Source organism: Flavivirga sp. 57AJ16 (assembly GCF_028736925.1).
In the GTDB taxonomy this organism is placed as follows: Bacteria; Bacteroidota; Bacteroidia; order Flavobacteriales; family Flavobacteriaceae; genus Flavivirga.
The window spans coordinates 54,740-79,422 of the sequence record NZ_JAQZAT010000011.1 but is presented as its reverse complement, the minus strand read 5'-3'; the positions used below and the strand labels follow the sequence as shown (position 1 = coordinate 79,422).

At 33.2% G+C, this 24,683-nt stretch carries 23 protein-coding genes, 2 tRNA genes and 1 pseudogene; 21 read left to right on the top strand and 5 right to left on the bottom strand.

Going from position 1 to position 24,683, the window contains the following annotated elements; translation table 11 throughout:
- Positions 1-130 precede the first annotated feature (130 nt).
- On the top strand, positions 131-592 hold the full coding sequence (locus tag PQO00_RS13305; RefSeq protein WP_274185446.1) for an Lrp/AsnC family transcriptional regulator: 462 nt from the start codon (positions 131-133) through the stop codon (positions 590-592).
- A gap of 87 nt (positions 593-679) precedes the next feature.
- Here the strand turns inward: PQO00_RS13305 and PQO00_RS13300 are convergent, their stop codons facing one another.
- On the bottom strand, positions 680-3,226 hold the full coding sequence (locus PQO00_RS13300; RefSeq protein WP_274185445.1) for an ATP-dependent Clp protease ATP-binding subunit: 2,547 nt from the start codon (positions 3,224-3,226) through the stop codon (positions 680-682).
- A gap of 261 nt (positions 3,227-3,487) precedes the next feature.
- Between PQO00_RS13300 and gyrA the strand changes: the two genes are divergently transcribed.
- Together gyrA and PQO00_RS13290 are read left to right on the top strand one after the other, a co-directional pair.
- Positions 3,488-6,055, top strand: coding sequence for a DNA gyrase subunit A (gyrA, locus tag PQO00_RS13295; protein WP_274185334.1), 2,568 nt, complete (start codon positions 3,488-3,490; stop codon positions 6,053-6,055).
- Between the two features lie 17 nt (positions 6,056-6,072).
- On the top strand, positions 6,073-7,332 hold the full coding sequence (locus PQO00_RS13290; protein WP_274185333.1) for a tetratricopeptide repeat protein: 1,260 nt from the start codon (positions 6,073-6,075) through the stop codon (positions 7,330-7,332).
- Positions 7,333-7,385: 53 nt separating this feature from the next.
- Here PQO00_RS13290 and PQO00_RS13285 read toward each other — a convergent pair whose 3' ends face one another.
- Both PQO00_RS13285 and PQO00_RS13280 read right to left on the bottom strand, forming a co-directional pair.
- Positions 7,386-8,135, bottom strand: a complete 750-nt coding sequence (locus tag PQO00_RS13285) for a C40 family peptidase (protein ID WP_274185332.1) — start codon at positions 8,133-8,135, stop codon at positions 7,386-7,388.
- 218 nt (positions 8,136-8,353) lie between these two features.
- On the bottom strand, positions 8,354-9,532 hold the full coding sequence (locus PQO00_RS13280) for an acetyl-CoA C-acyltransferase (protein WP_274185331.1): 1,179 nt from the start codon (positions 9,530-9,532) through the stop codon (positions 8,354-8,356).
- Positions 9,533-10,328: 796 nt separating this feature from the next.
- Between PQO00_RS13280 and PQO00_RS13275 the strand changes: the two genes are divergently transcribed.
- The 11 genes and pseudogenes from PQO00_RS13275 to PQO00_RS13240 all read left to right on the top strand — a co-directional run.
- Complete coding sequence (locus PQO00_RS13275) at positions 10,329-12,377, top strand: HD family phosphohydrolase (RefSeq protein WP_274185330.1); 2,049 nt, start codon at positions 10,329-10,331, stop codon at positions 12,375-12,377.
- A gap of 95 nt (positions 12,378-12,472) precedes the next feature.
- Positions 12,473-12,561: transfer RNA gene (locus PQO00_RS13270), tRNA-Ser, on the top strand.
- A gap of 125 nt (positions 12,562-12,686) precedes the next feature.
- Positions 12,687-12,761, top strand: a tRNA-Pro gene (locus tag PQO00_RS13265).
- Positions 12,762-12,980: 219 nt separating this feature from the next.
- Entirely contained in the window at positions 12,981-13,289 is a 309-nt protein-coding gene (locus PQO00_RS20355) for an Arm DNA-binding domain-containing protein (RefSeq protein ID WP_337992846.1), read from the top strand.
- Positions 13,290-13,340: 51 nt separating this feature from the next.
- Positions 13,341-13,772 (top strand): phage integrase SAM-like domain-containing protein, encoded by a 432-nt coding sequence (locus PQO00_RS20350; protein WP_337992845.1) that lies wholly within the window; start codon positions 13,341-13,343, stop codon positions 13,770-13,772.
- Positions 13,773-13,873: 101 nt separating this feature from the next.
- Positions 13,874-14,182: a site-specific integrase gene (locus PQO00_RS20345; RefSeq protein ID WP_337992849.1), complete on the top strand. Its 309-nt coding sequence runs from the start codon at positions 13,874-13,876 to the stop codon at positions 14,180-14,182.
- 89 nt (positions 14,183-14,271) lie between these two features.
- Entirely contained in the window at positions 14,272-14,814 is a 543-nt protein-coding gene (locus PQO00_RS13255; RefSeq protein WP_274185329.1) for a Crp/Fnr family transcriptional regulator, read from the top strand.
- A 79-nt stretch (positions 14,815-14,893) separates the two neighbouring features.
- Complete coding sequence (locus PQO00_RS13250) at positions 14,894-15,448, top strand: NAD(P)H-dependent oxidoreductase (protein ID WP_274185328.1); 555 nt, start codon at positions 14,894-14,896, stop codon at positions 15,446-15,448.
- A 43-nt stretch (positions 15,449-15,491) separates the two neighbouring features.
- Complete coding sequence (locus tag PQO00_RS13245; protein ID WP_274185327.1) at positions 15,492-15,968, top strand: DUF4405 domain-containing protein; 477 nt, start codon at positions 15,492-15,494, stop codon at positions 15,966-15,968.
- Positions 15,969-16,199: 231 nt separating this feature from the next.
- Positions 16,200-16,313 (top strand): FAD-binding oxidoreductase, encoded by a 114-nt coding sequence (locus tag PQO00_RS20420; protein WP_369128016.1) that lies wholly within the window; start codon positions 16,200-16,202, stop codon positions 16,311-16,313.
- Positions 16,309-16,404 (top strand): annotated as a pseudogene (locus tag PQO00_RS13240) (RteC domain-containing protein); the annotation flags it as partial. The gene PQO00_RS20420 and the pseudogene PQO00_RS13240, both read left to right, overlap by 5 nt.
- Here the strand turns inward: PQO00_RS13240 and PQO00_RS13235 are convergent.
- Both PQO00_RS13235 and PQO00_RS13230 read right to left on the bottom strand, forming a co-directional pair.
- On the bottom strand, positions 16,387-16,539 hold the full coding sequence (locus PQO00_RS13235; RefSeq protein WP_274185326.1) for a hypothetical protein: 153 nt from the start codon (positions 16,537-16,539) through the stop codon (positions 16,387-16,389). The pseudogene PQO00_RS13240 and the gene PQO00_RS13235 overlap by 18 nt on opposite strands.
- A gap of 49 nt (positions 16,540-16,588) precedes the next feature.
- A complete protein-coding gene (locus tag PQO00_RS13230; RefSeq protein WP_274185325.1) occupies positions 16,589-17,155 on the bottom strand; it encodes a TetR/AcrR family transcriptional regulator in 567 nt (188 codons plus the stop codon).
- 264 nt (positions 17,156-17,419) lie between these two features.
- Between PQO00_RS13230 and PQO00_RS13225 the strand changes: the two genes are divergently transcribed.
- The 7 genes from PQO00_RS13225 to PQO00_RS20415 all read left to right on the top strand — a co-directional run bounded on the left by PQO00_RS13225 (position 17,420) and on the right by PQO00_RS20415 (position 24,487).
- The gene (locus PQO00_RS13225; protein WP_274185324.1) at positions 17,420-20,983 is read left to right on the top strand and encodes a PAS domain S-box protein; all 3,564 of its coding nucleotides are present in this window, start codon (positions 17,420-17,422) and stop codon (positions 20,981-20,983) included.
- Positions 20,984-21,156: 173 nt separating this feature from the next.
- A complete protein-coding gene (locus PQO00_RS13220) occupies positions 21,157-21,570 on the top strand; it encodes a hypothetical protein (RefSeq protein WP_274185323.1) in 414 nt (137 codons plus the stop codon).
- Positions 21,571-21,581: 11 nt separating this feature from the next.
- The gene (locus PQO00_RS13215; protein WP_274185322.1) at positions 21,582-21,974 is read left to right on the top strand and encodes a hypothetical protein; all 393 of its coding nucleotides are present in this window, start codon (positions 21,582-21,584) and stop codon (positions 21,972-21,974) included.
- Between the two features lie 9 nt (positions 21,975-21,983).
- Positions 21,984-23,459 carry a PAS domain S-box protein gene (locus PQO00_RS13210; RefSeq protein WP_274185321.1) on the top strand — a complete coding sequence of 492 codons (1,476 nt, stop codon included), beginning with the start codon at positions 21,984-21,986 and terminating at the stop codon, positions 23,457-23,459.
- A gap of 3 nt (positions 23,460-23,462) precedes the next feature.
- On the top strand, positions 23,463-23,924 hold the full coding sequence (locus PQO00_RS13205) for a response regulator (RefSeq protein WP_274185320.1): 462 nt from the start codon (positions 23,463-23,465) through the stop codon (positions 23,922-23,924).
- Positions 23,925-24,137: 213 nt separating this feature from the next.
- Positions 24,138-24,422 (top strand): hypothetical protein, encoded by a 285-nt coding sequence (locus tag PQO00_RS13200; RefSeq protein WP_274185319.1) that lies wholly within the window; start codon positions 24,138-24,140, stop codon positions 24,420-24,422.
- Positions 24,380-24,487 carry a hypothetical protein gene (locus PQO00_RS20415; RefSeq protein ID WP_369128015.1) on the top strand — a complete coding sequence of 36 codons (108 nt, stop codon included), beginning with the start codon at positions 24,380-24,382 and terminating at the stop codon, positions 24,485-24,487. Before PQO00_RS13200 ends, PQO00_RS20415 begins: the two co-directional genes overlap by 43 nt.
- Positions 24,488-24,683 lie beyond the last annotated feature (196 nt).

Sequence of the window (24,683 nt, the reverse complement as noted above, 5' to 3'; positions counted from 1 at the left end):
AAGTTAGTTTTATAGATTTTTTATATTGATAAATATGGATTATTTGGTTGTAATAACTATTTTTGTGATTAATTAAAGTTTTTTGATCTTTTAAAGCTGTTTAAAAAAAGGTTGGACAGAAAATAATTCTATAATGCCATTAGATAAAATAGATTTACGCATCTTGAACATACTTCAAAACAATTCTAATTTAACGACTAAGGAATTAGCCGCTAAGGTTAATTTGTCTACAACACCGGTATTTGAAAGGGTGAAAAAATTAGAAAAGGAAGGCTATATTAAAAAATATAAAGCCATTTTAGATTCTGAAAAGTTAGATAGGGGGCTTATGGTATTTTGTAATATAAGGCTTAAAGAGCATACCCGTAAAATTGGAAATCAATTTGTAAAGGATATTCTCTCTTTAGATGAAGTTATTGAATGTTATAATATTTCTGGAGATTATGATTTTTTGCTAAAGGTTTTGGTGAAAGACATGAAGGACTACCAAAATTTTGTTCTAAATCATTTGGGAGAATTACAAAACATAGGAAGTGCACACAGTACTTTTGTTATGGGGGAAATTAAGAATTCTTATCTAGTTCCTCTCTAATACTATATTTAAATTGCTTTAAGCGAGAGGGGGCCATTTAAAAGAAAAAAACCCGAAAATTAATTTTCGGGTTTTTTAACAAGCTTTTTAAGACTCCGCGGGTTTTTCAGCTTTATCTATTGATATTTTTAGCTCTTTGGTTGTTTTGTCTAAATCAATTTTAATTTTATCACCTTCTTCAAGATGGGAGGTAATAATTTCTTCAGCTAAAGCATCTTCAATATACTTTTGAATAGCTCTTTTTAAAGGTCTTGCTCCATATTGTTTGTCGAAACCTTTTTCTGCAATATAATCTTTAGCACTACTACTAAGTTTTAAGGTATAGCCTAATCCTTTAATTCTTGCTAAAAGTTTTTCCAGCTCAATATCTATGATTTTGTTAATGTCCTCTTTCTCTAAAGCATTAAATACCACGACATCGTCAATTCTATTTAAAAACTCGGGGGCAAAGGATTTTTTTAGTGCATTCTCAATAACACTTCTGGCATTAGCATCTTCTTGAGCTTTTTGTGATGCTGTTCCAAACCCTATACCTGTTCCAAAATCCTTAAGTTTTCTAGCACCAATATTTGATGTCATAATGATGATCGTATTTCTAAAATCAATTTTTCTTCCTAAACTATCTGTTAAGTAACCATCATCGAGGACTTGAAGTAGCATATTAAAGACATCGGGGTGTGCTTTTTCTATCTCATCTAACAATATAACGGCATATGGTTTACGTCTTACTTTTTCGGTTAATTGACCACCTTCTTCATAGCCAACATATCCTGGAGGTGCTCCAACTAGCCTAGAAATGGCAAATTTTTCCATATACTCACTCATATCAATTCTAACGAGCGATTCTTCACTATCAAATAGTTCTCTAGATAATACTTTAGCTAACTGTGTTTTACCGACACCAGTTTGGCCTAAAAAGATGAACGAACCAATAGGTTTATTAGGATCTTTAAGTCCGGCACGGTTTCGTTGTATCGCTTTTACGACTTTAGCAACGGCATCGTCTTGTCCTATCACTTTGCCCTTAATAAGGTTTGGCAACTCGGCCAGCTTATTAATTTCTGTCTGTGCAATTCTATTTACGGGCACTCCTGTCATCATGGAGACCACATCGGCAACATTATCTTCAGTGACAATTTCTCTATGTTGTTTAGTGTCTTCTTCCCATTTTTCCTGAGCAACGGCTAATTCTTTTTCAATGCGTTTTTCATCATCTCTAAGTTTAGCGGCTTCTTCATATTTTTGCTTTCTTACAACGGCATTTTTAGTTTCTTTAATACCTTCCAGTTGCTTTTCGAGTTCTAGAATTTGTTTAGGAACGTCGATATTGGTTATATGTACACGAGATCCCGCTTCATCTAAAGCATCAATAGCTTTGTCCGGTAAAAAACGCTCCGTCATGTATCTGTTTGTTAACTTAACGCAGGCTTTAATGGCTTCTGGTGTGTAATCGACGTTATGGTGTTCTTCGTACTTGCCTTTTATATTGTTAAGGATTTCTATGGTTTCTTCAACTGTAGTAGGCTCAACAATCACTTTCTGAAAACGACGTTCTAAAGCACCATCTTTTTCAATATACTGTCTGTATTCATCTAAAGTTGTGGCGCCAATGCATTGAATTTCTCCACGTGCTAAAGCAGGTTTAAACATATTGGAAGCATCTAAACTTCCTGTGGCTCCACCAGCACCGACAATGGTATGGATTTCATCAATGAAAAGGATCACATCGTCATTCTTTTCAAGTTCATTCATAACAGCTTTCATGCGTTCTTCAAACTGTCCACGATATTTAGTTCCAGCAACTAAACTGGCTAAATCTAAAGTCACAACACGTTTATTAAATAAAATACGCGACACTTTACGCTTAACAATTCTAAGGGCCAGACCTTCGGCAATGGCAGATTTACCAACACCAGGTTCGCCAATTAAAAGCGGGTTGTTTTTTTTACGTCTACTTAAAATCTGTGAGACTCGTTGTATTTCCTTTTCACGACCAACAACAGGGTCAAGCTTTCCTTCTTCCGCCAAAGCGGTTAAATCACGTCCAAAATTATCTAAAACAGGTGTTTTGGACTTCTTATTTGTTTTTCCGGCAGGCGTATTAAAAATATTTTCCTTGGAAGTATCGCCTTCGGTATTCATGTCGTCATCTTGAAATTCGGATTTGGGTTCTATGTAATCATTGTCGTTTGTAATCATAAGCTTAAATTGTTCTTTAACATTGTCGTAGTCAACTTTTAGTTTATTTAAAAGCTTTGTAGTAGGGTCGTTTTCATTTCTTAAAATGCATAATAATAAATGAGCTGTGTTTATGGAAGAGCTTTGAAATAGTTTGGCTTCTAAAAATGTGGTTTTTAAAGCGCGCTCTGCTTGCCTGGTAAGGTGTAAGTTCTTTTTTTGATTAGAAGCTACAGTAATATTTGAGTTTGCAGGGCTTAATATTTCAACTTTGCGTCTCAAATGATTTAAATCTATATCTAAAGCATTCAATATATTAATGGCTTTGCCGCTACCGTCACGCAAAAGCCCAAGCATTAAGTGCTCGGTACCAATAAAATCATGGCCTAATCTTAGTGCCTCTTCTTTGCTATATGCAATTACGTCCTTTACTCTTGGGGAAAAATTGTCATCCATAATCGTGTCCTTATCTGCATTAAAAATACTAAAACATTTCACTAAAGGCAAAAACTATACCTTAAATTGTCTGTAAGTTGCTAATTGACGAAAAAAACTTTATAAAATCAAAACTTTTAGCGGCATACTTATTAACTAAAAAACAACCTTAAATTGTTAATAAAAAAACATGAAAAAGTATGCTAATAGTCTTACTGTGACTAATGAAATTCTTATATTAGCACGTTTTGAAATACTTATAAAAATTAAACTAAATTTTATATGACAGAAGGAGAAAAATTGATTCCTATTAATATAGAAGATGAGATGAAATCGGCTTACATTGATTATTCAATGTCGGTCATTGTGTCACGTGCTTTACCAGATGTAAGAGATGGTTTAAAACCAGTTCATAGACGTGTGCTTTTTGGGATGCATGAATTGGGTGTTAGAGCTAATACGGCACATAAAAAATCCGCAAGAATAGTTGGGGAGGTTTTAGGTAAATATCACCCGCATGGTGATACTTCTGTTTATGATGCTATGGTACGTATGGCTCAAGAATGGAGTTTGCGTTATATGCTTGTTGACGGACAAGGAAATTTTGGTTCTATAGATGGGGACAGCCCTGCTGCAATGCGTTATACGGAAGCACGTATGCGTAAAATATCTGAGGACATGTTGGCAGATATTGATAAAGAAACAGTTGACCACAAATTGAATTTTGACGATACTTTGCAAGAACCTACTGTTTTGCCAACACGCATCCCAGGACTTTTAGTTAATGGAGCATCAGGGATTGCTGTAGGTATGGCTACTAACATGCCTCCACATAATTTAACCGAAGTCGTTAATGGTACTATTGCTTATATTGAAAATAATGATATTGAAATCGATGAATTAATTACGCATGTTAAAGCTCCTGATTTTCCAACAGGTGGAACTATTTATGGTTACGACGGGGTTAAAGAGGCGTTTCATACAGGACGAGGCAGGATCGTGATACGTGCCAAAACTAATATTGAAGAGGTAAACGGACGCGAATGTATTATAGTTGATGAGATTCCTTACCAAGTGAACAAAGCAGATATGATCAAGAAAACTGCAGACTTGGTAAACGATAAAAAACTAGAAGGGATTTCTACTATTCGCGATGAATCTGATAGAAATGGTATGCGTATTGTATATGTTTTAAAACGTGATGCTATTCCAAACATTGTATTAAACAAGTTATTTAAGTATACAGCTTTGCAGTCTTCGTTTAGTGTGAATAATATTGCATTGGTAAATGGGCGTCCACAGTTGTTGAACTTAAAAGATTTGATTCATTATTTCGTTGAACATAGACATGAAGTTGTTGTAAGGCGAACCACTTATGAATTACGTAAAGCGGAAGAACGTGCTCATATTTTAGAAGGGTTAATTATAGCTTCGGATAATATTGATGAAGTTATTGCCATCATTAGGGCATCTTCTAATGCCGATGAAGCCCGAGAAAACTTAATTAAACGTTTTGAACTTTCAGAAATTCAAGCCAAGGCCATTGTCGAAATGCGCTTGCGCCAATTGACAGGTTTAGAGCAAGATAAATTGCGTTCAGAATATGAAGATATTATGAAAACGATTATCGACCTTAAAGATATTTTAGACAAAAAAGAACGTCGAATGGCTATCATTAAGGAAGAGTTGGAGGTTGTTAGGGACAAATATGGAGATGAGCGTCGTTCTGTTATCGAATATGCGGGCGGTGATTTAAGTATTGAAGATATGATTCCTGATGAAAAAGTGGTCATTACCATTTCGCATGCAGGTTATATTAAGCGTACATCACTTACAGAATATAAAACACAAAATAGAGGAGGCGTTGGGCAAAAAGCATCAAAGACCCGTAATGAAGATTTCTTGGAGCATTTATTTGTAGGTACTAATCACCAGTATATGTTGTTCTTTACGCAAAAAGGAAAATGTTTCTGGATGCGTGTTTATGAAATCCCAGAAGGTAGCAAAACCTCAAAAGGGCGTGCTATTCAAAACTTGATAAATATTGAGCAGGATGATAAGGTAATGGCCTTCATTTGTACTCAGGATTTAAAAGATGAAGATTATATTAATAGTCACTATGTTATTATGGCTACTAAGAATGGCCAAGTTAAGAAAACGTCTTTAGAGCAGTATTCGCGTCCTAGAACCAATGGTATTAATGCGATAACAATTAAAGACAATGATGAGTTGTTGGAAGCAAAATTAACCACAGGAAATAGTCAGGTCATGCTTGCACTTAAATCTGGCAAAGCGATTCGTTTTGAAGAAGCAAAAACGAGACCTATGGGACGAGGCGCTTCTGGGGTTAGAGGTATTAGGCTTGCTCATGATAAAGACGAAGTTATAGGTATGGTTACTATTGAAAACCCTCAAGAAGAGTCTGTGCTTGTAGTTTCTGAAAATGGTTATGGTAAGCGGACGTATATTGATGACCCTATAGATGGAGAACCGGTATATAGAATTACTAACAGAGGAGGAAAAGGTGTTAAAACCATTTCTATAACAGCGAAAACAGGAAATTTAGTAGCAATAAAAAGTGTTACGGATAGTGATGATTTAATGATTATTAATAAATCAGGTATTGCTATACGTATGGTCGTGGCAGATTTACGTGTTATGGGAAGAGCCACTCAAGGAGTTAAACTGATCAATTTAAAAGGGAACGATTCCATAGCTGCGGTTGCTAAAGTCGTGCATGATGAAGATGAAGTGGAGGTTGAAGAACCTGAAACTACTGAGAATACTAATAATTTAGAGGATGGCACAACTCTTGATACAAGTGCAGAGGATAATAATACCGAGAATTAATAATAATATTTTATAAAATGAGAAAACAGTTAATTATAGCTTTGACCTTTTTAGTAAGCGTATTTGCATTTGCGCAGAAAAAAGAGTTGAAAACAGCAGAAAGAGCTATTAAAGGAACAAAATATGCAGAGGCAAAAGCTGCTTTAAAACAAGCAGAATCATTAATGTCTGAAATGGATGATAAAGCAAAAGCAAAGTTTTATTATTTAAGTGGAGAAGCCTTGTATGCTGGAGGGAAAGGGTCCATAGCCGATATTGATGCTGCTTTGGTTAACCTAAGTAAAGTTGAAAAGGGATATACGTCCGAAATAAACCAATTAAAGCAAGATATGGCCAATGGGCTATTGGTTAAAGGAAATAGTGCTTATGAGGAAAAGGATTATTCAAAAGCTTCTGTGTTTTTTGAAAAATCTTATAGAGCTACAGAAAAAGACACGGTATTTCTTTATTACGCAGCAGCAACAGCAGTGAATGTTCAAGAATATGATAGAGCTTTAGAGCTTTATGAAGAACTTAAAAATTTAGGATACACAGGTGTTGCAACACAGTATTATGCAACAAATGTTAAGACAGGAGAAGAAGAGGCATTTAACAATAAAAATATGCGTGATATTTCTGTTAAAGCTAAAACACATATTGATCCAATTGAACGTGTATCAGAGTCAAAAAAACCAGAGATTGTAAAAAATGTGGCTCTTATATATGTTAATAAAGGCGATAATGAAAAAGCGATTGCAGCAATGAAAGAAGCAAGAGCAGAAAGCCCTAACGATGTTAATTTAATATTATCCGAAGCAAATGTTCATTATAAAATGGGCAATACGGAAGAGTTTAAAAGCTTATTGAAAAAAGCGACGCAAATGGATCCTACGAACCCTGAATTACAATATAATTTAGGAGTTATAGCTGCAGAATCCAATCAGGTTACAGAAGCAAAAGCATATTACGAAAAAGCCATAGAGTTAGATCCAGAATATATAAATGCCTATATAAATTTAGCAGCTTTAGTTTTAAGCAAAGAAGAATCAATGATCGAAGAGATGAATGGTTTGGGATCTTCCAAAGCTGATAATAAGCGCTATGATGAGTTAAGGGAAGAGCGTCAAAATCTTTATAAAGAAGCCGTGCCTTACCTAACCAAAGCACTTGAGATTAATCCTAAGAGTATTAGTGCGGCAAAAACCTTGATGAATATTTATAGTATTCTAGGGGAAACCGATAAATATAAAAGTATGAAAGAAAAAGTGGCTGTTCTTGAAGAAGAAAATGCAAACTAATCTACATATACTTGAATAATATAAAAAAGGGGCGAATTTAATTCGCCCCTTTTTTATATTATTTTTTTTATGACTCGTAATTTATGCGTGTGCATTTTTTTGTCAACATTATAAATACCCGAGTGGTCCAATCTATCAATTCTAACTTTGCCGTGCGCATGTATAATGTAATTATCTTTCATAATAATTCCTACATGTGTTATGATACCTTCACTATTATCAAAAAAGGCCAAATCGCCAGGTTCGCTTTCCTCAATAAAACTCAAGGCCTCTCCTTGGGTAGCTTGCTGTGATGCATCACGTAATAGTTTATAGCCGTTTAATTTATAAACCATTTGGGTAAGACCAGAGCAATCTATACCAAATGGTGTTTTTCCGCCCCAGAGATACGGCGTGTTTAAATATAAAAATGCTGTTTGAATAATGTTGTCCTTGTTTTTTTTACCTTCTATACTATTGCCCTCATGTTTATGATTTAAATAGGATAGCCCATTTAGGGTAGATCCTAATAAAATAGGATGTAGCTGGTTATCGCTATCTTCAATAAACTCTACCAAATCAATAGAGAGTTTACAGGGGGCGCTATTTAAAGATTTATATGCACTTTCTGTAATTTCAAGATATTGTTTGTTGTCAATCCAGCCTTCATAAGCATCAAAAGCTAAACGAATTTTACTCCAGTTTTTACGTTGCTCCAAGACTTTAAAAATGTCACCATAGATTACTTGGGATACAAGTTCACTGGTGTCTGCTGGCTCATCTCTAAGGGGAACAATGCTTAAATTACAAATTCCGTATTGCATAAAGTTATTATCTATTGGGTATGACTATTGACTATTTATGCAATTATTGGTGAGGAATATCAAATTGCTGAATAAAAATTTTAAAGAGTATTTCATGTGTTTATATGTATTGTTTTTTATTTGTCACATGTAGCATCTATATAATCATTGTCCTTGGGTATCGAACTTTTTAGTTATAGATGTTTCATAATAAATAATAACAATAAAAATATTTAATATTACGAACGTTCTATAACAATTGCAGACGCACCACCGCCACCGTTACAAATGGCTGCTGCTCCTATTTTAGCATTGTTTTGTTCTAAAACATTTAATAACGTGATTATAATTCTAACACCAGAGCAACCTAAAGGGTGGCCCAACGATACAGCTCCACCATTAACATTTACATTGCTGTCATTCAATCCCAGGATTTTCATATTGGCTAAGCCAACTACGGAAAAAGCTTCGTTAAATTCAAAATAGTCAACATCGTTCATTTTAATTCCAGCTTTATTCAAAGCTTTTGGCAGTGCTTTTGCTGGGGCCGTTGTGAACCATTTGGGTTCTTGAGCAGCGTCAGCATAACTTTTTATGGTTGCCAAGGGCGTTAATCCCAATTCGCTAGCTTTAGCTTTACTCATCAAAATCATGGCGCCAGCTCCATCATTGATGGTTGAAGCATTAGCCGCTGTTACAGTGCCATCTTTAGTAAATGCAGCACGTAACTGTGGGATTTTATCTATTTTTACATTGGTAAACTCTTCATCTCTATTAACTATTAATGGTTCTCCACGACGCTGAGGTACTTCAACAGGAACAACTTCATTGTCAAATTTCCCGGCATCCCATGCGGCGGCAGAACGATTATAGGATTGTATGGCGAAAGCATCTTGTTCCTCTCTTGAGAATTTATATTCTGTGGCACAAGCATCAGCACAAACCCCCATAGCATTTTGATCGTAAGCATCTACCAAGCCGTCCTTTTGCATACCATCAATTAATGACGTAGGCCCAAATTTAGTACCGGTTCGAGCATGTAAATAATGAGGAATTAAACTCATGTTTTCCATGCCTCCAGCAACAACAATATCTGCGTTGCCAAGCGCAATAGTTTGTGCAGCTTGCATAACTGCTTTCATTCCAGATGCACACACTTTATTAACAGTAGTGCATGGGACCGTATTGGGTATTCCGGCATAAATAGCAGCTTGTCTAGCGGGAGCTTGACCTGTTCCGGCTTGTACGACATTGCCCATTAGAACTTCTTCAATTAATTCGGGGTTTAGGCCTATTTTATCCAAGGCCCCTTTAATAGCAATAGCCCCCAGTTTTGGAGCAGGAATAGTGGACAGGGCTCCTAAAAAACTACCTATTGGAGTTCTTGCAGCCGATACAATAACTACTTCTTTATTCATTAATTTAATACTTTAATTTGTACTTGCGAAAATAACGATTTTTTAGTAGAAATATGAATGATTCATTTATGAACTCATCTGGACTTTTTCTATTCCATAAAAAAGGACTAAAATTCACTACATTTCATGACTTTTTATGCTTCACGATAAAAAATGCCCTGTTTTAAGAAATGTCACCTTGTTTTAGGTTAAAAATAAAAGGTATTAAACCTGAATTGAATCCCGCTAGATGCTGAAACATGTTCAGCAGGGGCAAGTTCAGCATATAATACCAAATAAACATCAAAACAACCTATAATGTTTGTTTAGTTCACTATCTTTCATTTTAAAAATAGGTGTTCATGAATCTTCGATTTCTTTTTAGCTCATATTTCATAATAAAATAGAACCGTAGCTTAGGATCAATGTCATTAAGTTAAGGAAATTTGTTCTTTATTTGTCACATTGAGCGCAGTCGAAATGCTAATAAAAACTAGAACTCCAATTGGTCTTCGACTGCGCTCAGACTGACATTACGGCCTTAACTTAATGACATTGAGCGAATGCTATGCTTAGATTTTCTATTTTATCTGAACTAAAAATAATTCAAAATAATTACGGTTATTTTGAAATTCATTTGGTATGATGCACGATTCGCCTGCCCCCCAAAGCTGTGGTTTAACTATTTATTTTGAATGCGTGGCTCCGCAACTTTTCCCATACAATAAGTGTGGACTAATAAAAAGTCAAGATGAGTTCATTATAAAAATGGTGAAAGCTTATAATTTTATTACATTTGAAACCATTAAGTTTTTCGATGAAGGATTTTATAAATAAATTGTATAGAAATCACTCCTTAATTTACAAGGGGTTATTGTTTATAGTTACCACTTTTTTAATTGTGTATTTATTTCCTAAAGGAGGAAAGTTTAAATATAGCTTTGAAAAAGGAAAGCCTTGGCAATCGGAAAATTTATACGCGCCTTTTGATTTTGCTATAAAAAAAAACGATAAAGAAATTGCTTCTGAAAAAGATGTGCTGATCAAGAATTCGGTACTGTATTTTGATTTAGATAATACTATTGAGGCTAAAGTAAAATCTTTATATAAAAACCAGTTTAAAAATACGTTTTCAGATTCTATTCCTAAGACGACATCCGATAAGTTGTACAAGGCGGGAGAAATGATTATTGCAGAACTGTATTTATTTGGGGTTTTAGGTGAAAACTATCACTTTTCGAATGATAAGGCTATAGTTATACTTGATGAAAGGGTTAAAAAGAAAGATGGTTTCTTTTCTCATTTGGTTAAGCAAGATGCTGTTTCAAAAGTCATTGATAATGTTTTAAGTAAGTATGGGTTAATTCGCTATAAAACAGATTTTACTTCTTTGTTTTTTGATTTAATAGAACCCAACTTAATATTCGATAAGTCGTTTACAGATAAAGCATTACAAGAAGAGATTGATAAAATAGTTTATGCTAGAGGGAGTATTGAAAAAGGCACTTTAATAGTTTCGAAAGGGGAAGTTATTGAAGGTAATAAATATCAGATTTTAAAATCTTTACAATCTGAATACGAATCGCAAGTTTGGAGCGAGTCTAATTATATATGGGTGCTTTTTGCATATACATTATTGGTTGCTTTGGCTTTATTAATGTTGCTTTTGTTCTTACGAAAGTATAGAATAACTGTGTTCGAAAATAATACAAAGGTCACTTTTATTTTTTTTAATATTTCTTTATTGATATTTATTACAACCTTGGTTGTAAATTATGACTCACAGTATATTTATATTGTTCCAATTTGTATTTTGCCTTTAGTGTTTAAAGCTTTTTTTGATGCTAGGCTGGGCTTATTTGCACATGTACTTACAGTATTGCTAATAGGTTTTATTGTACCGAATAGTTACGAATACATGTTTCTACAGATTATTGCAGGAATTGTAACCATACTAACTGTTTCTGAGCTATATAAAAGAGTTAATTTATTTATTTCAGTAGGCCAAATAACCCTTATTTATATTATAGCTTATTTTGCTTTTTTTGTTATTCATGAAGGGAGCGTGAAAACGATCAAATGGGAAACGTTTATGTGGTTTATCTTGAGTGGATTAGCTACTTTGTTTGTACAGCCTTTAATATACATTTATGAAAAGCTTTTTGGTTTGGTTTCAGATGTGTCCCTTTTAGAATTATCTGATACTAATTCAAAACTGCTCAAAGAGTTGTCCGATAAAGCACCAGGAACATTCCACCATTCTTTAAATGTAGCAAATCTAGCTGAAGCTTCAGCAAATGAAATTAGGGCGAATGCCATGTTAGTGAGGGTAGGAGCCTTGTATCATGATATTGGTAAAATGGAAAATCCTACTTATTTTACCGAAAACCAATCAACAGGAATTAACCCACATGATGAATTATCCTCAAAGGAGAGTGCTCGAATCATCATAAATCATGTGATAAATGGTATTGAGATCGCTAGAAAAAATAATTTACCGGATAGAGTTATAGATTTTATACGTACACACCATGGTACCAGTGTTGTTTATTACTTTTATATGCAAGAAAAAAAGGGTTTTGAAGAAGTTGATAAATTAGATTTTAGTTACTCTGGCCCTAAGCCGTTTAGCAAGGAAACAGCTATACTAATGATGTGCGATAGTATAGAAGCGGCTTCGAAGAGTTTAAAGGAACCTACCTCTACAAAGATTGATGCATTTGTTGAAAATATAATCAATAAACAAATTGAAGATGGCCAATTTTTGAATGCAAATATTACATTTAAAGAGATTGAATCCATAAAAAAGGTGTTAAAACACAAGCTTGCAAATATTTATCATTTGCGTATTGAATATCCAGAATAAAAATTATAAAAAAATAAATAAAATAGTTGTGTTATATCTAAGTATCTAGTACATTTGCAACCGCAATTTTATTTAAAAGTTCTTACTATTTAATTGGAGAGGTGCCTGAGTGGCCGAAAGGAGCGGTTTGCTAAATCGTCGTAGCTAGAAATAGTTACCCAGGGTTCGAATCCCTGTCTCTCCGCATTTTTAGGATAACCCATTTCGTGTGTAGTACCGTATCAAATGCGGCATAAACTACGCTCAAGGAAATAAGGTTAAGAAATGGAATTGAGCTCCCAAGCATCTATGTTCAATTCTATTTAAATTCGGGGTGTAGCGTAGCCCGGTTATCGCGCCGCGTTTGGGACGCGGAGGTCGCAGGTTCGAATCCTGCCACCCCGACAAAAATTAATACCATTAGAAACTAAAACCTTGTAAATCATACGATTTACAAGGTTTTATGGTTTTTAGACTATCATAAGAATTGAATTAATATAGTTTAATTCGGTTAATAGTTAGCAAAGTAAAAAAGTGTTAACCGAATGGATGCTTACAATACTGTAATTGAAATAGTTGATTTGACTTTCGTCTTGATGAATGTTTAATAAAAAGACGACAACTATGCAATCACAAACCACCTTTAGCTTATCATTTTGGGTAAGCGCTTCACGTAAAATTAATAATCAAGTTTCTGTTTATGCTCGAATAACAGTAAACGGTAAACGAGCAAATATCAGTTTACAACGAAAAGTAATTGTGTCTGAATGGGATTCCAAGAAAGGAAGAGCAAGAGGTAACAAACAAGAATCTCGACCACTCAACAGATATTTAGACCAAGTTAAAAATAGAATTTACAAAGCTCACGATGAATTGGTTAAAGAAAAAGCGTTTATCTGTGCTCAATCCATAAAGGCTCGTTTCCTAGGATAGGATAACGAAGAATGCTCTTTGCTAACATTGGTAGATTACCACAACACCCAAATGAGTGAGTCTTTAAGTTATGGGACTTTAAAGAATTACTTCACGACTCAAAAGTATATCAAACTATTCTTAACCAAAAAGAAAATCCAAGACATCTATTTATCTCAATTAACATTTCGTTTTTTAGTTGACTTTGAAAAGTTTTTGCGTTCCTATGTTCCGGAGGGCCATCAAAAGCAAATGGAAAACAATACGGTTGTGAAGCATATTCAAAGACTTCGTAAAATGGTGACATTATCTTATAAAATGGAATGGATAGACAAAGACCCCTTTATAAAATTCAAGCCTACTTATATTAAAAATGAAAGAGAGTTCTTGAGTGAAAATGAACTGCAAACTATAATTGAAAAAGAATTTGAAGTCGAAAGACTGGAGCTTGTTAAGGGTTTGTTTTTAGTTGCTATACAGGCTTGTCATATATCAATGTCATGAACCTTAACGAAGATAATATTACTTTCGGTATAGATGGTGGTAAATGGATAATCACCAATAGACAAAAAACACATAACAAAGTAAAAATTCCATAGCTTCCAATTACTGAAGAATTAATTCAGAAATACAAAGGACATATTAAAACCAAGAAAACCTTATTCCCTAATATTTCAAATCAAAAGCTCAACTCGTATTTAAAAGAAATTGCAGATTTATGCAGAATCAAAAAGAATTTAACTTTTCACATCGCACGACACACATTTGCCACTACAATAACTTTAAGTAATGGTGTGCCAATAGAAACAGTATCAAAGTTGCTAGGTCACTCTAAAATTGCTACCACTCAAATTTATGCTAGAGTTATTGAAAGAAAAGTAAGTTGTGATATGGGATTACTTAAAAAAAATTAGAGTATCAAAAATTGAAAAGAATGAAAATGTGAGTATAAATAATTGTATAAATCAAATTCCATAAATTTGACCTTAACAAATGTAGTCTAATGAATAAAAAGAAAGAAATCAAGACTAACAAGTGGCATAAATTAAGCCATTTTTTTAAACAAATTGAAATTCCAGCCAAAACAACCCTATTAGAAGAAGGTAAGGTATCAAAAAATATGTTTTTTATTGAAAAGGGATGCTTACGTACTTGGGTAAACAACAAAGGAAAAGATATTACAACTCAATTTTTCTTTGAAGGAAATAGTGTTTCGTCTATAGAAAGTTTTAGAACTAACCAACCAAGTTTATATAGTATTGAAAGTATAGAAGAATGTATTATACATACTATTTCTCAAAAAGATTTTTACATAATTTTAGATAAATCGCCTTCAATTAAAAAAGAAATGGAAGAGCATCTATTCAGACGTCTTGCTCATTACCAACAGCTTTTACTTTCACACCTTATAGAAACACCTCAAGAACGTTATGAAAACTTACTTAAAAAAAAACCTGAAATTATAAAACGTGTACCACAGCATTACATCGCATCTTATTTAGGTATAACATCAGTTTCGTTAAGTAGAATTCGAAATAGACGTTAACATCATTAATTAACAATTGTTATCGTCCAAGGCTTAATTGCTTCTCAATTTTGCACTGTGAAATTTAATCAGTTCAAAAATGAGAATCGCAATTGTTTTTAATCATCCTCATGAAGGTAGTTACTGTAATGCAATTTTAAATGCAGTAATGAAAGGACTTCAAAAAGCAAATCACGAAATAGACCTTTTTCATCTAGATAAAGATGGCTTTAATCCGATAATGACTCAACAGGACTTAAAAGCATTTATAAACAGAAAACCAATTGCCCCTCATGTTATTGACTATGGTCAGAGATTGGAAAAAGCCAACCACTTAATTTTTATTTTTTCGATTTGGTGGGAATTGATGTCAGCATTGACCAAAGAGTTTATTTACAGAGCTCTTTTTCCAGGAATTGCTTACGATCATAATCCTAAGGGACATGGATTGACACCCCTTCTTAAAAATTTAAAAAGCATAACTACTATAACAACAATGAATACACCCAAAATTATTTATTGGTTGTTTTTTGGAAATGCAATTAAAAAAGCAATGATAAAAGGAACTTTTAAAAATATGAGATATAAAAACGTTAAATGGATAAGCTTTAATATGGTAAAACAGGCTACTCAAAAAAAAGAAAAAACTGGTTAGCTAGCCTTGAAAATAAATTTTCTAACTTAAAATAGAACACACTATGAAACTAAATAGAAATTACGTAACACCTTTTATTTCCTTAATTTTTCTTGTGGTTGGAATATCTGGTTTATTAATGTTTTTCCACCTCTTTGATGGTTATACAGAAGTAGTACATGAGTATTTAGGAGTAACTTTTGTTGCTTGTGCAATATTTCACATTATACTTAATTGGAGGGGCCTGAAAAGTCATTTTGGGAAAAAAGTATTTATTCCCGCTTTATTAGGAGTTTTAACAATCTCAGCAATACTTATTGTTTTAGAAAAAATGAACCCACCTGTAGATATGATTATCATAAATAAAATCATAAAAGCCCCTATTACTGATGTTTTCAAAGTTTTAGAAATTGATTATTCCGAAGCATCTAAAAGACTAGAAACTAAAAATATTGTAATTGGAAACTCAAAAACATTAGAAGATATCTGGATTAATAATGAATCTGACCCTGAAGTAGTAATTGATTTATTGGTGGAGTAAACAAGAAAAACACCTCAAAAACAAACAATTATGAATACTAAAATAGATTTAAAAGTTCTAAGTGTAACCAAAGAAACCTCGGATGCTATTATAGTTCATTTCAAATAGCCACAAGAAAAATTTAATTACCAATCTGGTCAATTTTTAACACTTATTACAGAAATAAATGGTCAAGAAGAAAGAAGAGCATATTCTCTATGTTCTTAACCTTATACTGATCAAAATTTATCTATTACAATAAAAAGAGTAAAAGCAGGAAAAGTATCAAATTACCTAAACGACAATATTGAGATAGGAAATTCAATAAAAGTTTTATCGCCTATGGGGAATTTCAAATACAAATGAGTTAGTTAAATTAAAAGCATTTTTTGATAACGAATTAGAGTTTTATAAATACTATCGTTCTGGTAGCACCTATCTAGATCATAAATTCTTTTCTTACCGTATATTCAAATTCTATATGTCCTTTTTCAGTTGATTTTATTATAGGGTTAAGCCAACGCATAAATGGCGATTGAGATTCTAAAAACTCTTTACCCACAAATGATTTTAATTGTTCTAGTATGTTCATATTGTTTTTAGTTTCATATACCGGTAGGTATATGAGTATTTAAATTTTTTTATTCTGATTTAAGTCTATTTATTTCCGATTCTAAAAAATCCATATTTTTCAATAAAATTTCCGGTTTGTTAAGGGTCTTTGCTAACATAATACTGCCTTCTATCATTGCAATCATCCGATAAGAAAAGGTTTCAACATAAAAATTGTTTTCTAACTCGTTTTGTTTTATTCCATCTTTTAAAATAGAAACAATTGTTTTATGCCAATTATAAATGGTCTTTATTACTTCATCTTTTAGTAAATCGTTCCCGTCGTCTGCATCTATAGCCGTATTTAGTATGGCACAACTACCATTATTAAAAATGGGCCTAAAAGCAGTTCTGTAATGATTAAGGAAAATCAATAATTTATGGATTGCCTTGTTTTTTTGATTGATTTTTTGAAGTATTTGATCTGACTGAAACTTATAATTATATTTAAATGCTTCAACAGCAACCTCATTTTTATCCTTGAAGTTGCCGTAAATACTGCCTTTTGCCAAACCTGTGGCATTGGTTAAATCCGATAAGTAAGTTCCTGTATATCCTTTTTTGTTAAATATAGAAGCTGTCTTTTCAATTATCAATTGTCTTGTTTTCCGAACGCACCATATTACAGATATACTCTACGGTATATAAACCTGCAAATTTTAATTTATATCAGGTTATCTTTATTGTAAGTTTTTTTTGCATAAGGACAGCTACCTTTACTTATGTATATTTTATCGAATATTTTTTACTATTTTAAATTAAATTACTTACTTATAGGTGTTTTTAATTGCAATTATCAATTCAATTATCAAAATAACAAATGAGAATACTTAAATTGAGGGGTTGTATTTATATTCTTTATGAAAAGAACAGATATTGAATTGCTTCAAGAATTAAAGCAAGAAATTGGGTTTTCCGAAAGTTTTATTGAGTCGTTAGAAGATGGGCTTATAATAATAAACCTCTTGGGCAGGATTGTTATGGTTAATTCTGCATTTAGTTGTATAACGGGGTTTAAAGTAGAAGAATTAACTAATATAGGTTTCCCTTTTCCCTTTTGGCCTCCAGAATCTCGTGAAGAATTTAGCGAGGGTTTTAAAAAAATGCTCAAATCTAATATAGACGGAGAGCATGAAACCACGCATGTCCGTAAAGATGGTACATACTTTCCTGTAAAAGTATTTGTTGCTGCAATAAAGAACCGCAATAATGAAGTTATAGCACATTTAGGTTTAATAGAAGGTATAACTGGTAAAAAGAGTATTGCATACCAGCAATCAAAAAACAAAGACATTTTTTCAGTGTTAAACTATCGGAAAAAGTATCTTAAGTTAATAACTGAGAAAAAACTGGTTTCACAATTAGACCTTACGTTGAATAATATATCAGACGGACTGGTAGTACTAGACTCTAATTGGTGCTATACCTATATAAATAAGAAAGCTGCAAAGATTTTAAATAAAAAGCCAGACGATCTTATTGGCAAAAACACATGGGAGGTTTATCCAGAAGCTGTAAACAAAGCTTTTTATACAATATACCATAAAGCTCTTAAAACACAAGAAACCCAATATTTTCAAGAATATTATGAACCTTTTGACAAGTGGTTCGAGAACAGGGTCTATCCTTCGCCAGAAGGTTTGGCCATTTATTTTACAGACATAACAGAGAAAAAAAGAACGGAAGATCTTGTACTGAGAAGTGAGAGGTACTTAGAAAACATAATTAATAATATTGGAGATCCAGTTTTTGTAAAAGATGAAGAAAGTAGGTTGGTTTTGGTCAATAATGCTTTTCTTAAAATTTTTAATTTAGATAAGATTGATGTCTTAGGAAAAACATTGGCAGAAGATGTAGCTCCAGAAGAGAGAGATGCCTTTTTACGTATTGATAGGCAAGTATTAAAAGATGGTATAGAAAATATTAACGAAGAAAGCCTTACTATAAGAAAAGGTGAAACGAGAATTATATCTACAAAAAAAACCAGATTTATTGATGATGATGGTAACAAATTCCTCGTTGGGGTAATTCGAGATATAACAGATCGCAAGCAGGCAGAAAATGACTTAAAAACTGCTAAAGAATATTCAGAAGCTCTAATTGATTCTATGCAAGAAGGTTTGGTTGTTTTCGATATACATACAGAAATTATTAGTGTTAACCCTGCATTTTGTAAAATGTCTGGTTTTTCAGAAATGGAGCTAGTAGGCAAACAATGTCCTTATCCGTTTTCGCCTCCAGAGATTGAAGAAGAATCCAATTTACGTCACGAACGATTAGAGCGGGGAGAATTGATTGAAAGTTTTGAAAGTGTTTACATGCGTAAAGACGGAAGCCGTTTTAATGTACATGTAATGATTTCGAGTATTAACGATGCTGATGGTAAGATGTTGGCTTATTTTGGGACCATAATAGACATAACCGAGCGAAGGAAAGCCGAACAGGATTTAAAGTCGGCCAAGGAGTTTACAGATAAACTCATTATGTCTATGCAAGAAGGCTTGATAATAGTCGATTTGAATGGGAAAATAATCATGGTGAATGAGTCTACCTGTAAAATTTTAGGTTACGAAGAAAAAGAATTGTTAGGGTTGGATTTGCCTTACCCTTTTGTGAAAAAGGAAGATTTTGAAAAAATATCCAAAACTAATGAACGGGTCGCCCAAGGGGAAGCATTATCGTTTCAATTTGAATTTATAAGAAAAAATGGTGAGAAGTTTATGGCGTCTTTTTTAGCTGGAAATATAAAAAATGATAAGGGTGAAGTAGTAGCCTTATTTGGCACAATGAAGGATATTTCAGAAGAAGAAAAGTTGAAAAATACTCTCAAGGTAAATGCTTTAAAATCTGAGCAAAAAAAGGAAGCTATACTAAAATTAGCTAATCTTGTTGGTAAAGAAATTGACTATGCTTTTAAGAATATAACCAAATTATCTGCAGAAACTTTAAATGTGAATAGAGTTAGTGTTTGGAGTTTTAATGAAGTTAAAAACGAAATATTTTGCGAAAGGTTATATGATTTAAAAAGTGATTCTTTCGAAAAAGGATCGGTTATTAGATATGAACAAAATCCGCTTTATTTCAATGAGTTAGACAAAAACCAAACAATTCTTATCAATGATGCTCAGACCAGTGTAATTACCAAAGGATTTGTGCCTGGTTATCTTGTTCCTAATAATATTAAGTCCTTAATGGATGTATCAATTAACAGTTCTTATGGGTATTACGGTATAGTTTGTTTTGAACATGTTGGGGGTAGTTTAAGAAAGTGGACGTCCGACGATCAATCTTTTGCAACATCCATAGCTAGCATAGTTTCGTTAATGGTAGAAAGTACGGAGCGTAAATTGGCTGAGAAAAGAATTTTACTGGCAAATGAAAAGTTGGTTAAAGTGAATAACGAGCTTAGTGAGTTAAAGGAGCAATTGGTACAGGAGAATATTTACCTTAGAAATGAACTGGACTTGGTATTCAATTATGAGGAAATGGTCTATGGAAGCGTAGAATTTAGTAACGTACTGACTGAAGTTGAAAAAGTGGCACCAACCAATGCTACGGTCTTATTGTTAGGGGAGTCTGGTACGGGTAAAGAGCTTCTGGCAAGGGCCATTCATAACACAAGCCAACGAAATAAAAAACCATTAATCAAGGTTAATTGTTCTGCGATTCCTAGAGAATTAATAGAAAGTGAGCTTTTCGGACATAAAAAGGGTTCTTTTACTGGTGCTTTTAGCGATAAAATTGGAAAATTTGAATTGGCCGATGGAGGTACTTTATTTCTTGATGAAATAGGTGAACTGCCTTTGGATATGCAACCAAAGATTTTAAGGTTTTTACAAGAGGGTGAGATAGAAGTCATAGGAGGAACCAAGTTAAAGAAATTAGATGTAAGGGTGATAGCTGCCACGAACAGAAACCTGAGGGAGGAAATAGAAAAAAAACAATTTAGGGAGGATTTGTTTTTTAGGCTTAACGTATTTCCCATAGAAATACCGCCATTAAGAAAGCGGATTGAAGATATCCCTCTCTTAGTTGAGCATTTTGTTGATAAATTCAATAAAGCCTACGAGAAAAATATAAAGTATATTCTAGACGAAACGATGGCATTACTCAAGTCACATCACTGGCCTGGAAATATTAGGGAATTAGAAAATTTAATTGAAAGAGCCTTGATACTGTCCAATAGTGACACTTTAATGGTACCTGGTTTTGAAACCACAGCTCAAAAGAATAAACAGCAGCAGTTCAATGGCAAGGATTTCTCTCTTGATACAGCCCAAAAAAATCATATTGTTGAGGTTTTAGATCGGTGTAATTGGAAAATTAGTGGGGAGCAAAGCGCCTCTAATTTATTGAACATGAAGCCTAGTACCTTAAGGGATAAAATGAATAAACTAGGTATAAAAAAATCTAAGCACAAATAACGGTATTCCGTTGATTTTCAAAAAGTCCCTCAACACCACCCACGGTATTCCGTCATTTATATATCAAATAATTAAATCATATATTTATTTAACTATTTGATTATCATTGTTTTATGTTGTTTTTTGTTTTTTTGGCATTCCAATTGTTTTTCGTTTTTCAAATTTTTTAAATAATGGAAGGCAAAATAGAAGTAGGATGTATTAGGCTCTGGCTGCAAGACAGTGTAATCTATTGTAAAATAGTCAATGGGTTCTATGAAAATGAAATGGAACACAATACTGGTAAGGCTTTGCATGATATTATATCTATTGTTTCAAAAGGCAAATACTTACCTTTATTAATTGATTTAAGGGGACTTAATTTTATTACTTCTATAAAGCTCTTCAGGTTTTTATCCAGTAGTTCATATATCAAGGTCTCTGTACTTTCCAAAACATTTTTGGTTGATTCTTTCGCCCTTAAAATTTTATTGATAATACAGAGCTATGCCATCAGCCCTATAGCGCCAGATACTATATTTAGTCATTGTGGTTTATCCATCAATTATTGCAAAAAAAAATATACAATGTTTAATTCATTGGGTTAAAAATTGAGAGAATGGACAAAATCATAAAAATTGGAAACGCAAAATTTTGGATAGACAGAGATGAAATCTTTTGTTGTCGATTCAAAACCCTTGATCGAGAATATCGATTGGATAGTAAAAAAGCACAATTGTATGTTGCAACGATTATTAAATTATGTAACGAAAAGCACATGCCTTTTATCATTGACTTGAGAGATTCTCTAGGGACATTTAGCACCGAAGCCGCTAATATACTTTCAAAAACGCCAGAACTTCAAAGGCTAAAGGTTTTTGAGGCTTATATATGCAATTCAATTGGTATGAGGTTGCTAATAATCTCTTATAAAAGAATATTTGACCCCACCACGCCATATTTCATTTTTGATGACATAAAAACCGCCAAAGAATATTTATTAAAAGAATAAAAACAGTTTATGGAAGCATTTAAGTATTATTCGCAAAAATCAATTAACAATAGCATTCTGTCTGCATTTTTAGAACATTCTATAATTTCCATCATAGATTCAATGGGAAGAGTGGAATTTGCAAGTGATTCTTTTTGCGAAATATTAGGGTCTGATTTTAATTGCCTTATTGGAAAACCATTAAACTTGTTAAGGCCAAATATGAAAATAGATGAAATTCACAAAAATATATGGTTTTCACTTAAGAAAGGTGTAATATGGAAGGGTGTGTTAAGTGGTAAATCGGACAACAATAATCCTTTTTGGTTGGACACAACTATAATACCCGTTAAAGATGATATTGAAAAAAGAGTAAAGTACTTGGTGAAGTGTGATGATGTTACAAAAAATTACGAACTGAATACTAAATTATTGGAAAGCGCCTTATTGAAGGATAAATACCGTTTGATTTTCCAATCGATATGTGCGGGCATCATAATCATTGCAGATGCCCAAGGATATATAACGGAATGGAATAAGGGTGCTGAGGATGCCTTTGGCTATTCAAAAATTGAAATTTTAGGGAAAAAACTGAGTGTTTTAATTTCGAAAGAAAGTGCCGCTAAAAATATTATAAATCTGATTAGTGCCAATAGCAATAACAAAGAAGATTTTGAAGAATACCCCCTAAGAACATTTTGCTTGAATAAAAAGGGAGAAGAATTTTCAGTAGAGCTCTCATTGAGCAGTTTCGATTTTAATGGTGGATTGTTTTATTGTGCGGTGATGCTAGATCTTTCCAAGCGAAATAAACGAAATAGCACTCATTGCCTTACAAGCGACATAGAATCCATCCCTGAAAAACAAATAAGAAATTTGGGTAGTTTTCACAGAGCGATGCATCAATCGAACGATTTATTTAAAAAATTAATAACCTCCTCTGGAAATAGGGCGTTAGGTAGCGAAGGTATATCCAACAAGGGTAAATTAGTATCCTACGATTTTGCTAAAGGTTTGAATGTCCCATCAAAACATAAAAGGCTCGATACAAATGATTTCAAAAGTATCATTAACAATGTGCTTAGAATGTTGAACGGCTCTGAAAATTTTGATCATATTGAATTTAGCATAAATATAGACGAGTCTTTGGACTTTATTTCAGATTATGATCTGGTATATTCAATTCTTCAAAATTTAATTCACAATTCGGTAAAATACTCGAAAGCTATAAATGAAGAACTTTTCCCATATATAGATATAACCGTAATGTCTTTGGACAAAATGATTGAAATTAATCTAAAGGATAATGGTCAGGGTATAGCAACACACTGTATCGATAAAATTTTCAATTTATACTATAGGGCAAATGTAAAGGATGTACCAGGGAATGGTCTTGGCCTATATATAGTAAAAAACATTATTGAAGAATTACATGGGAAAATACAGGTTGAAAGCACTTTAAATAAAGGCACACATTTTAAAATTCTATTACCTAATTCTATATGAATCATGAGAACTAATTTAATACTAATCGACGGCAATAAAATGGATATGTTGTTTAGCAAAAAGGTTCTCTCAAATCTATTGCCGGATTCAAATATCAAGGTATTTGATAGGACTGATGATGTATGGTCATTTTTTAGTAAAGAAAGTGATGTATTAACGGAATACGGTATCTGCATACCAAATATCATATTGATGGATGTTAACATACCAGAAATGTCTGAATTTGAATTTTTAGAGAAGTTAAACGCTCTAAAAGCTGCCAATAACCAAACCAAAGTATATTTACTTTCATCTACTCAAAGTATTCACAATGCTGGATATCTTCAAAAGTTATATCACTGTTCTGGATATATCAGCAAGCCATTGAATGAAAATAAAATCAACAGGATCCTTTTTGATTTCAAGCCCTATTTGAATGAATATGATTATGGGGATTGTGATATTAATTTAGATTTAGTAAACTAACTAACCCAGATAACCTACCTATGGGCAAAAAATATTTGATATACAGCATTTTTATTTTTTTTAATTACACCATTTGCTTTTCACAGATGGTGAATGAAGGTGTGTTTCATATTTCACCAGCAACGAACGTTTATTTTGAGGTTATGGGTTTTTTGAAAATCCTGCCACCCCGACGAACCTAGAAATAGGTCACAACAAAACACTGTTAATCGTATGATTATCAGTGTTTTTTTTAATGTAACCAAAAAAAGGCAAATAATAGGTGTGCAATTCGGTGTGCATCGCTTAACTGGAATTGTTGTAGATTTAAGGGAGCATTTTGAAATAGGATTTGACTTTTGTTTAGAAAATGGACGTTTAACAAAAACAAAAGAGAGATGCAGACACACACAACCTTTTCGATGGTATTCTTCACAAGGAAATCCCGAAGCGAAAAAAACAAGCTATCCATTTACGTGCGCATTACGGTTAATGGCAGACGCTCAGAAATCAGCTTAAAGAGACAATTGTCAAATAAGGAATGGGATGCCCCAAGAAGCAGGGGCAAGGGCAACGCCTTGTGATACAACAACTGAACCGCTACCTTGACAAGGTCATGGCAAATTATTGGATGAACACAAGGTAGTCACCTCCCAAGCCATTGAGTCAAGGTATCTGGGCGAGGACAACACCCAACGGACACTTTTGACACTCTTGGAGTACCCCAACACCAATATGAAACAGGTACTTTAGGGCAGGAACCATGAAGAACTACTACAC